The organism is Candidatus Synechococcus spongiarum SH4 (genome assembly GCF_000586015.1).
Taxonomy (GTDB): domain Bacteria; phylum Cyanobacteriota; class Cyanobacteriia; order PCC-6307; family Cyanobiaceae; genus Synechococcus_B; species Synechococcus_B spongiarum_F.
The window spans coordinates 1-9,879 of the sequence record NZ_JENA01000043.1 but is presented as its reverse complement, the minus strand read 5'-3'; the positions used below and the strand labels follow the sequence as shown (position 1 = coordinate 9,879).

The window sequence follows — 9,879 nt, the reverse complement described above, 5'->3', positions numbered from 1 at the left end:
CGCGCCTGCCGAGCAACGCCCCATTGACCCTTCTTGAGGACTTTTTTCTCGGGCTTCTATGGGGGAAACACCGGGCTACGCAACACAGCCAACCGCCCCTGAGGGGCCATGCGCAACTGGAGATGCCAGGCGCCCTGGGGCCACTGGCTCAGGCGTTCCGGCCATTCCACCGCCAGCAGCGCCCCCTGCTCGTGGGCCAACTCTTCCTCTTCCCAGAACAACTGGTCAGCAATGCCGGGCTGCTCCAGGCGGTAAAGGTCCAGATGGACCAATATCCGGGGTTGATTGCGCCATTGCCCCCGGTAGTGCTGGGCCAGGGCAAAGGTGGGGCTGGTGACGGGTTCCCCAATGGCCAAGGCCTGGGCAAGCCCACCCACCAGACAGGTTTTGCCTGCGCCCAGACAACCCTGCAACAACACAACCACCCCGCCTGCTGCGCCAGAGGCCAACAACTCCCCGGCCAGCCGCCGCCCATAGGCCTGGGTGGCCTGGGCGTCGGGGAGGGAAGCCGGGGCAAGGAGTAGGCTCATGTCAGGGGAGTGTGCGCAAATCGTTCCGGCCTGCACACGGGCCAGCTTATGGCCTTCATGATCACCGCTGGCGGCGGGGGCGGACGAAAAGACCGGGTTGTTCTGGGCCTGGCCGCCGGTGGCCAGCCCTGCGCCGGGGCGGCACAACACCAGGCAGCGGGCGGCATGGCGGACGCCCGTCAACAGCAAGGCGGCGTCGGCAGTCGAGCCGTTGGGGGAAGGAACACGGAACCCGCGCCGCCTTGGGGAAACCTTCATGGCCGGACCCCGGACGCAAGTGGGACCATCCGGCATCCGGCATCCGGCATCCGGCATCCGGCATCCGGCATCCGGCATCCGGCATAATTATAGCCGATAAGCTAGGAATTGTTGTCAATCCTGTGGGGTTATTGTTGTATCTATTGCATCTTTTGTCATTCGCCCTTCATCATCAAATTCAGTCGGAGTCTGTCTTCCATTCCTATTCTTTCATCCCTATGCTGAGGTTCCCCATGCTCAACACCCCCCTGGGGAGTAGAATAGCGCTTCAGGTGAAGCATAGGTGGACTATAGAGATACTGAGAGTTTAACCAATGACTGTTGCACCATGCAACACTATTATAACATCCTCCGTTGCCCCCGTCAGGCCAGCGCCAGCCATGCGGCAACAGCATCTGCCCAACCCACGGCATGGGGCGCGGCGGCCAACTGGTACTCACCGGCGGCGATGGCGGGCTGAAGGCGGGGATGGGGGCCGTTGGCGCCGGGAACAACAACGGCGTGATCCGCCCCGTCCAGAAGCGCCGTGTCGTTGGGGGAATCCCCCAGGGCCAACACTGCGCGACATCGGGGATCCGCACGGCGCAAGGCCGCCAGCGCCAGGCCCTTGTCGCTGCCGGGGGCAATCAGGTGGGCAAAGCGGTTGCCCTGCAGCACCTTGAGCCCCCGGGCCGCCGCCAATGCCTCCACCGCTTCGATGGCAACGGCCTGATCCTCCGCCAGCACAAACGGCACGCTCCAACGGCGCCGCGCCGCCAGGGCGGCCCCTGCGGCCGAGAGGCCGGTGCGGGCCATGAGCTCCCCTTGGGACAGGTCCTCAAGGGCGAGAAACCGGGTGTCCAGCTCCGCGGCCAAGGCGTCCAGCAGGGGTCGCAACCGCTGACCGGGCCAGCCCAGGGGCATGACAACTCCCCCGCCGGGCATGGGGTGACGGGGCGCCTCCACCTGCCAATCCTCCGGGTGGGGGAAGTGGATGGCGCCGCCGTTTTCCACGATGTAGGGGCTGCTGAGACCTGCGGCGGCCTGGAACTGCTCCACCTCTTCAGCGGTCTTGCTGGTGCAAGGGACGACCGGAACGCCCTGCTGCTCCAGGCGCCGCAACAGGGGCGCCGCGGCGGAAAAGTCGTAGTCGTGGTCCAGCAGGGTGCCGTCCAGATCGGTGACCACCAGCCACCGGCTGGCGGCCACGACAGGGGATGAAGGGGGTTGCATGGTGTTGTCAGGCTGTCTGAAGCCAGAGCGCCTCGTAGGGACTGAGGGCCAGCCGCGGACCCGCAATGGCGCGCTGGCTGAGCCGGTCTCTCCAGCATCCGTTGTGCCGGGGGTCCAGCAGGGACATGTCCAGTTCCACCGCCTCCTCGCGGAAGCTCTGCACCACCCACAGACGGCCGGGATCCTCCCTGTGACCCCGCTGCAGAACGATCATGTCGCTGCGCTCCGCGCTCAGCACCGCCATGGGGGCCTCCGGGTGAAACGCAGGAATCCGGGCGCGAATGTCCAGGATATGGGCCATGAGGCTGCGGATGATGGCTGGAGGACTGTCGGGATTGTCCAGGCGCCGGCGCAACGCTTGCAGATCAAATTGGGGTCGGTTCAGGTCACGGCGGCAGCCGGTCCTGGAGTATGCGGGGTGGTCGTTGCTGGCGGCCAGGAGGGTGGGCAGGTAGAAGGCCGGCACGCCGGGCAGGGCCATCACCAGCAACTGGCTGGCCAGGAAACGCTCCACCTGAAGCCGTCCCGGGGTGGTGGCGGGTCCCGCCATGGCGCTCCACCAGGCAATGTTCAACTCGTAGGGTCTCAAGCTGCCATCCGCTTCGGTGCGGTGACTCACCAGCCCGCCCCGCTCCTCGCAGCGCATCAGCAGGTTCTGGAGTCGCTCGGGGCTGATGAGTCCCTCGGCAGGCCGCAGACCAATGCCGTCATGGGAGGCCGTGAAGTTCAACATGGTGCTGCCCTGGGGCAACCGGGGCCAACGGGCCAGCCAGCGGTTGATCAGGTCACAGCGATTGGAAAGCAGGGCCTCCAGCAGGAGGGGCGGCAGGGGAAAATTGTAGGCAACGTGGGCCTGGTCGCCACTGCGCAGATAGGAAAGATTTTCCTCTTCCGGAACGTTGGTTTCCGTGAGCAGGACCCCATTGGAGGTGTATTGCTCCAGGAGAAGGCGCAGGCCCTGCACCACGGTCCGGGTTTTCGGACGATGTAGGCAGGTGGTGTAGGGGTCTTTCCAGAGAAAACCGATGGCGTCCAACCGAATCCAGTCGACACCGTGGTCCACGTAGGTTTGCATCAACCGGACAAAGGTTTCCAGCACCTCCAGCCGGCTCCAGTCCAGGTCCACCTGGTCCGGTCCAAAGGTGGTCCACACCGGCCTCAACCCCTGGTGGGTGTCCATCAGGGTGAACAGCACCGAACTGCGGGGACGGACCACGTGGTCCCAGCCCTGCAGGTCTGCGGGAGCCATCACCATGAACGATCCGGGCTCCTGGCCACGGCGAAACTGCTGCACCCAGGGATGGGCGGCGGAGACATGGTTGACCACCAGGTCCGCCATGAGGCGGCGACCATGGGCCAACTGCCGTAGATGGCGCCAGTCCCCGAAGCGGGACTCCAAACGGGTGTGGTCACAGACGGCAAAGCCCCGATCACTGGAGGAGCGCAAAAAGGGCAACACATGGACAATGGGCAGCCCGACCGGGCCGTAGTCCTCTGACAGGAAGCGATCCAGCACCGCCAACGTGGGTTCGTCCGCCCCGGTGACGGTGTCGGCGTAGGTGATGAGAATGGCGGTGGCCTGGTCCCAGCGTTGGCAGGCCGCCGCTTGGCCAGGGGGCGCTTCCCGGGGAAGCAGCTTGCTCAAGCGGGCCTGCAGGTCCGCTTGGGGGTAAATGCTGTGCAGCAACTGGCTCAGCTTCCGGCTGAAGGCCGCCGTGTCTTGCTCACCTGCAGTCTTGCTCTCTGGCACAATCCGTGGTTGCAAGTGTTGGTGACGGTAGATTCCTGGATAACGCTGCCAAGGCGCTGGCCCATTCACGGGGATTTCGATGGATTTTCTTCAGGACGCCATTAGCACTGTTCACAATCACCGCCCCATGGAGGCCCATCAGGAGCAGCGGTTCAACGAGCAGTTGGCTCAGCGTCGGGCTTGTATCTTGATCCCGTGCCTCTTTGACGAGTTGCGTCGTCCTGCTCTGGCCTTGACCCGGGACGTGCTGGCCCGCTTTTCCAACCTGAGCCACCTGGTGATCGCCCTGGCCGCAGAGCATCAGGACGAGGTGGATCAAACGAAGGCTTTTTTCCAGGAGATGCCCTGTCCCGTCCAGGTGCTATGGACCAACGGACCTGCGTTGGGGGACTTCATGGCCCACACCCATGATGGGGGCCTGGATGTGTTGGGGCCTGCCGGCAAGGGTTGGGCCGTGTGGGTGGGCTTGGCGGCCGCCACTCTGGAAGCTGAACTCATTGCCCTGTTTGATGCGGACATTCGCACCTTCAACCCCTCCTATCCCGTGCGGATGCTGGGTCCTCTGCTGGAGCGCCAGTTCGGCGTGGCCTACGTGAAAGCCTTCTACAGCCGCCTCTCCCTGGAGGAAAACCGCATGCATGGGCGCGCCACCCGGCTGTTTGTGATGCCCGTCCTGGATGCCCTGCAGCAATTGGTGGGTCCAAAAACCCTGCTGAGCTACCTGCACGCCTTCCGCTACCCCCTCTCCGGAGAGTTTGCCTTTACCGCGGATCTTGCCCTGAATCTGCGGGTTCCCTGTGACTGGGGGTTGGAGATGGGTCTGCTGGCGGAGGTGTACCGCAACCTCACCATCAGCCACATCGCCCAGGTGGATCTGGGGGTGTTTGACCACAAACACAAAGGAATCGGCACGGCGCGGATGGAGGGGCTGCAACGCATGTGCTCGGAAATCCTTGCCTGCCTGATGCGCGCGTTGATGGAGCACGAGTCCATCGCCCTGAGTCGGGAAGAGGCCGCCACGTTGGAAGTGCTCTACCAGCGGATTGCCAAGGATCGAGTGCGGCAGCACCACCTGGACGCCGCCATCAACGGTCTGCCCTATGACCGCCATGCGGAGGAATCCATCGTCAACTGCTTTGCCAAGCTGATTCGGCCCTGCTGGAATGATTTCATGGGCGCCCCAACGGGGTTCCGGCTGCCCAGTTGGACCCGGGCCCTGGCGTTCAACCCCAACCTGCGCCAGGAAGTTGTTGCCGCTGCGACCAAAAGCACGACCGCCATCCAGGTGGTCTGAGCACCCTGTTTCCGTATAGCCCTTTTCCACTCCACAAGTTCTGTAGCACCAGACACAAAATCCAAGCTGTAGCTGTGGATGAATTGACAAATCCTTGCTGATCCCGTGTGGAATGGTGTTATCACAACCAGTCTGACGCCCTCGTGGTCCTCCGATCCGACGAGGAGAACTTCTACATGGAGAAAGTCGCCTTTCCATTCGACATAGTCAGCTTCGAGGCTCCAGCTTCAACGAAAGTGTCTGTTTGGGGATATTGCAATGGCAGCGTGGCAATTATTGACAGCTTTGTTGTGGGTAAATCCATGGCGCCCAAGGACAATTCAGCAATCTGACCTGGGCAAGGATGGAATACTCCATCTCCGGTGCTGCCATCCTGCTGGCCGCCACCGTTATCCCGGCGCGGGCGGCGGGTGATAAAGCGGCCCGGCCGGGGCCGTCACAGACCCTGCACAAACGCCTCCGCCCAGGCCAGGCTGGCCTGGGCCTGCTCCATGGTGGGGGCCTCACAATAGAGGCGCAGCAACGGCTCTGTCCCCGAGAAACGCAGCATCAGCCAGTGGCCCCGGCTCCTCCCCAACCGCAGTTTGATTCCGTCCCGGTGGTTGACCTCCGTCACGGGTTCACCGGCAACGGTTTGGGGTAATTGTTGCTCCAGCACCGCCAGCAGACGGTTGCGGGCAGCAAGATCGCCGAGATGCAGATCCAGGCGGTCGTAGTGGAGTTGCAGGCCGGAGCGCTGCTGTAGCGCTGCCAGGCATTGGGCGAGGGGCTGCTCTGCCGCCACCAGGGCCTCCAGCACCAGCAGCGCCGCCAGGAGGCCGTCCCGCTCCGGCAGGTGGCATCCGAATCCCACGCCGCCGGATTCTTCTCCCCCCAGCAACACCGCCTCCTGGCGCATCACGGCGGCAATGTACTTGAAGCCCACAGGGGTCTCCACCACCCGCCGGCCCCGGTCTTCAGCCACAATGGTCATCAGATCCGAGCCGCTGACGGTCTTCACCACCACACCGGGCCGTGATTCCTCCCGGCCCAGGTGGTCAATGAGCAAGGGAATCAACTGTTGGGTGCTGCAGAAGGCGCCCGTTTCGTCCACGGCGGCCAGGCGGTCCCCATCCCCGTCAAAGGCCAGGCCCACCACGGTCTTCTCAAGTATCCTGGCGGCCTTGATCCGACGGGTCAGGTCCCACAGATTGGCGGCTGTGGGCTCCGGCCCATGGCCGCCAAACAACGGATCCCGGTCATGGCGGATTTCCCCCGTTGAAGGCCCCAGCAGCCGGCGCAGTCCCCCTGCCGCCGCCCCGTGCATGGAATCCACCAGCACCTGCAAACCCATGTGCTTCAGGCGCTGCGCCAGCATCCGGCAATCCACCAGTTGGGACAAGCCCGCCAAGTAGGGGGTCCAGGCATCAAAGCGACTGATGGGACCACGGCCGGGGGGAACCACGGAACCGGCCTGCAGGCGGCGCTCTACCCGTCTTGTAAAGGCGGAGTCCACCGATCCGCCAAAGGGACCCTTGATCTTGAGGCCCAGCCATTCGGGGGGATTGTGGCTGGCGGTGACCACCAATGCCCCCAGTGCCCGCCGCTGTCGCACCGACCAACTCATGGTGGGGGTGGGGGTGGGCTCGTTGGCCAGCAGGGGCAGCAAGTTGCACCCCTGCACCGCGGCAGCGGCCAACTCCGCCAGTTCCGGGGCCAGAAAGCGGCGGTCAAAGCCAATGAGCACCTCTCGACTGTCGAGGGCCGCCGGGGCGGCAGCGGCCAGCTCCTGGGCGGCGGCGGATGCCACCTGCACCACTGTTGCGGCCGTCACGTCCACACCCAGCACGCCGCGCCAGCCGTCAGTCCCGAAACGGATGGGTGCGGCGGAATGCTTCAGGGGGAGCAGAGACATGGCGGCAGCCTCAGGAAGAAGTCAGCGGGTAGCAGCGGCCCGGTTCCGGATCCAGCAGTCGGGTCTCCGGGGAACGACTGTTGATCAGGGCCGTGGCCGTGGCGATGCTGCCGCGAGTCCAGAGCAGCCTGGGCAGCAGTCCGGAGTTCTGCATCTGTCCCCCGGCTGTGCTGGCCAGCACCCAGCGGGGCTGAAACCGCTCCAGCAATTGGGGCAACGCGGTTTGCCCCCGCACAAAGGCGCCCACCAAGGGCAGGCCAAGATCCACAACGGGCGTGATCACGGCATCCAGCTTCCGGGGCGCCATGGCGGGATCCAGAAAGCCGTGGGGCTCCACGTAAAGGTTCCCGTCAGGATGTTGGAGCAGAAAACCGTTTTCCTGCCCCGGCACAGTTGCCCCCGCTGTGGCCGTGATGGTGAGGGGGGCGCCGGAGCCACTGGTGTGTTGGCAGCTCTGGCCGGGAGCCAGGGTGGTGACCCGGGTAAATCCCAGGGCCAGAGCCACCTGGGCTGCGGCGGCAGAGCCCACCACCGGGATGGAGCGCTCCAGTTTCCCGAGGGTGGGGGGATGGGCATGATCCGGCAGGCCCTGGGTGAGAAGCACCAGATCAACAGCCGGTGGAATGGGCCAGTCTTGCGGGAGGCGGGACTCGAAAAACCAGGAACTGTTGCCGAAGCAGAGGGAACCCACCAACCAGGGATCCAGCAGGACGTTCAGATCCGGGAAGCCCAACTGCCAGCCATTGGCGCCGAAGTAGGTGGCCCGCATTTGATGTTTCTGGAATGGAATGCAGCTTAGAGGCTGGCTTTGCAGTGCATATCCACTGCAAAGCCTGATTTGCTAGGATTGCAACCATGTAACCACCTCGTTCAGGAGGGGTAGATCATGCAGCCAGCCGCCACGCTCCCTGGGCCGTCCAGCATTGTGGAACAGCGCTTCGGGAATAGATTCTTCAACTGGATCACCCGGCAAGTGGGCAGGATCCGGACCGGGACAAGTTTCCCGGGCGCGGCCACCGTGAAGGAGAGAAGGGAATGGATCCTGGCGGACCTGGACCTGGAGCCCATCCTCGTCAAGGCCATGGACGCTGAAGAAGGCCACGGCTGGACGTTGGATTTTGCCTCTCGGGTGTCTCGGGAGTACCGCCGGTTCCTGGTTCTCTGCCTTGAGCACCCCCGGGATCCAATTGTGCCCTCCAGCCTGGTGGACGACTTCTGGCATCTCCACATCCTGGATACCCAGAAGTACAGTGAGGATTGCCAGCACTGTTTCGGCTCCATGCTCCATCATTTCCCCTATTTCGGGATGCGGGGAGAAAAAGACGCCACCAATCTGCGGGAGGCATGGCTGAAAACATTGGCGTTGTACCAGTCCACGTTCGGCGCCGCCGCCCCCGCCCACCTGTGGCCCCACTCCAACCGCTGCCCCAACTGTGGCCGCCGCTGCCGAGGTGTGGAAGACGCAAACTCCACCCATGACGTCTTCGATAGCAGACGCCCAAGGCTTGCTGATCTGGGGGTGACTCATACAAGTAGCGCCAGTCGGGATTTGGTGGGGGTAAAATGAGGTCATTATGGAGGGGCTTTAGTAAAAATTGGCAGATTGTCATTGGTCTTGGTTGGCTGGTTTTGATTGCTGGAGTTCCAATTACTTCATGGCCATGGATATCTGATCAGATTACAAATCACAAATCCGAAGATTTACAAAAGTGGGGTTGGTATTTACTTGGTGCAGGAATCGCTCCTCTTACTCTTTTGCTAACACATAATCGTACCCAATCATTGAGAATGCAGACAGATGCGTTAAGAGCTCAGACAGATACAGATATTTTCACTAAATCTATAGAGTTACTGGGGGATGAAAAAGCTGCCGTAAGACAAGGAGGAATTTATTCTTTAGGCAAAATTGCCAAAGATGATACTAGATTGCATTCAACGATTATGAAAATTATGACATCCTACATTCGAGAAAAAAGTTATGAGAATTTCCATAAACAACTTGAGCAAGATAAATCACCAGACAATGAGAAAAGACTCATTAAAAAACTCAGAAATGAGTCATCACCTTCGGATATTGATGCAGCTATAGACGTTATCAGAGAACGAAAAGTTGAAAATATTAAACAAGATGATAAGAAATCATTTCAATTTGATCTATCTAGTTCTCGTATTTTCTCTGCTGATCTTAGCTTTATTGAACTTCGCAGTACTAATATGTCAGATAGCATGGTGCAGAAGTGTTGTTTTGATCAGTCCATCTTATCAGATTCATCTTTCGTATCATCAGATCTTCAAGAGTCTACATTCGTAAAAGCAATTCTCAAGAATTGTGAATTTAAGGATACCAATTTCTGTGACTGCGACTTCAAAGACTGTGACTTGTCTGGCTCAAAATTTGAGAAATGTGATCTTACTGATGCAAAAAATCTAACACAAGAACAAATTAACAGCGCCACAGTTGATCAAGATACGAAGTTACCTGAAGGAAGAAGTTACCTGAAGGAATCAGTCGCCCCGGGCCCTCACAATAAACCATAACTGTCGAGACTGGGGTTGTGTCTCGAAGCTGATGGGAATAGAGGGACGTACTCTCCAGGTAACCAAAACCACCGACCTGGCGGCTGAAGACCCATGACACAGCCCTAGGGCACCTCTGAACAAGAGATGGGGGGTGTGTCAGGATGGAGTGAGAGACTGTGATCTGGCAGGAGGCCCACTGGCATGGAGCGGATTGCGAGGAGCGTTGCAGACCTTGAGTAGGAGAGCAAAAAGCGCAAGACGGGGCGAGAGAAGTTTCTGGAGCGGCTGGAGGTGCTGATACCGTGGGAGAAGCTGTTGGAGCAGATTCGGCCCTACTACCCCACTGTTGACAAGGGGAGAGTACCCTACTCGTTGGAAGGGATGCTGCGGTGCATTGTGTCCAACTCTTCTACAACGTCAG

At 61.0% G+C, this 9,879-nt stretch carries 9 protein-coding genes and 1 pseudogene; 5 read left to right on the top strand and 5 right to left on the bottom strand.

Annotated features, from left to right (window positions below; all coding sequences use genetic code 11):
• Positions 1-56: 56 nt before the first annotated feature.
• From tsaE to BG35_RS0103410, 3 genes are all read right to left on the bottom strand, one after another.
• Positions 57-788, bottom strand: coding sequence for a tRNA (adenosine(37)-N6)-threonylcarbamoyltransferase complex ATPase subunit type 1 TsaE (tsaE, locus tag BG35_RS13900; RefSeq protein ID WP_308417013.1), 732 nt, complete (start codon positions 786-788; stop codon positions 57-59).
• Between the two features lie 363 nt (positions 789-1,151).
• Positions 1,152-2,000 carry an HAD-IIB family hydrolase gene (locus BG35_RS0103415; RefSeq protein WP_051506124.1) on the bottom strand — a complete coding sequence of 283 codons (849 nt, stop codon included), beginning with the start codon at positions 1,998-2,000 and terminating at the stop codon, positions 1,152-1,154.
• A 7-nt stretch (positions 2,001-2,007) separates the two neighbouring features.
• The gene (locus tag BG35_RS0103410; RefSeq protein WP_236619762.1) at positions 2,008-3,819 is read right to left on the bottom strand and encodes an alpha-amylase family glycosyl hydrolase; all 1,812 of its coding nucleotides are present in this window, start codon (positions 3,817-3,819) and stop codon (positions 2,008-2,010) included.
• A gap of 10 nt (positions 3,820-3,829) precedes the next feature.
• Here BG35_RS0103410 and BG35_RS0103405 point away from each other — a divergent pair, with 10 nt between their 5' ends.
• Together BG35_RS0103405 and BG35_RS14080 are read left to right on the top strand one after the other, a co-directional pair.
• Positions 3,830-5,044, top strand: a complete 1,215-nt coding sequence (locus BG35_RS0103405) for a glycosyltransferase family protein (RefSeq protein WP_025781712.1) — start codon at positions 3,830-3,832, stop codon at positions 5,042-5,044.
• A gap of 107 nt (positions 5,045-5,151) precedes the next feature.
• The gene (locus tag BG35_RS14080; protein WP_025781711.1) at positions 5,152-5,376 is read left to right on the top strand and encodes a DUF1830 domain-containing protein; all 225 of its coding nucleotides are present in this window, start codon (positions 5,152-5,154) and stop codon (positions 5,374-5,376) included.
• Positions 5,377-5,480: 104 nt separating this feature from the next.
• Here the strand turns inward: BG35_RS14080 and BG35_RS0103395 are convergent, their stop codons facing one another.
• Both BG35_RS0103395 and BG35_RS0103390 read right to left on the bottom strand, forming a co-directional pair.
• Positions 5,481-6,938 (bottom strand): phosphohexomutase domain-containing protein, encoded by a 1,458-nt coding sequence (locus BG35_RS0103395; protein ID WP_025781710.1) that lies wholly within the window; start codon positions 6,936-6,938, stop codon positions 5,481-5,483.
• A 10-nt stretch (positions 6,939-6,948) separates the two neighbouring features.
• A complete protein-coding gene (locus BG35_RS0103390; RefSeq protein WP_025781709.1) occupies positions 6,949-7,707 on the bottom strand; it encodes an MBL fold metallo-hydrolase in 759 nt (252 codons plus the stop codon).
• Positions 7,708-7,824: 117 nt separating this feature from the next.
• On the opposite strand from BG35_RS0103390, the gene BG35_RS13420 reads away from it, so the two are divergent.
• The 3 genes and pseudogenes from BG35_RS13420 to BG35_RS14275 form a co-directional block, all read left to right on the top strand.
• Positions 7,825-8,505, top strand: coding sequence for a glycine-rich domain-containing protein (locus BG35_RS13420; protein ID WP_025781708.1), 681 nt, complete (start codon positions 7,825-7,827; stop codon positions 8,503-8,505).
• Complete coding sequence (locus BG35_RS12370) at positions 8,502-9,476, top strand: pentapeptide repeat-containing protein (protein ID WP_080688003.1); 975 nt, start codon at positions 8,502-8,504, stop codon at positions 9,474-9,476. The genes BG35_RS13420 and BG35_RS12370 overlap by 4 nt, the downstream gene beginning before the upstream one ends.
• 243 nt (positions 9,477-9,719) lie before the next feature.
• A pseudogene (locus BG35_RS14275) lies at positions 9,720-9,879 on the top strand (transposase); the annotation flags it as partial.

Coding starts and splice junctions, on each gene's coding strand:
- tsaE (WP_308417013.1), bottom strand. CDS start 788: ATGAAGGTTTCCCCAAGGCGGCGCGGGTTCCGTGTTCCTTCCCCCAAC.
- BG35_RS0103415 (WP_051506124.1), bottom strand. CDS start 2,000: ATGCAACCCCCTTCATCCCCTGTCGTGGCCGCCAGCCGGTGGCTGGTG.
- BG35_RS0103405 (WP_025781712.1), top strand. CDS start 3,830: ATGGATTTTCTTCAGGACGCCATTAGCACTGTTCACAATCACCGCCCC.
- BG35_RS0103395 (WP_025781710.1), bottom strand. CDS start 6,938: ATGTCTCTGCTCCCCCTGAAGCATTCCGCCGCACCCATCCGTTTCGGG.
- BG35_RS0103390 (WP_025781709.1), bottom strand. CDS start 7,707: ATGCGGGCCACCTACTTCGGCGCCAATGGCTGGCAGTTGGGCTTCCCG.
- BG35_RS13420 (WP_025781708.1), top strand. CDS start 7,825: ATGCAGCCAGCCGCCACGCTCCCTGGGCCGTCCAGCATTGTGGAACAG.
- BG35_RS12370 (WP_080688003.1), top strand. CDS start 8,502: ATGAGGTCATTATGGAGGGGCTTTAGTAAAAATTGGCAGATTGTCATT.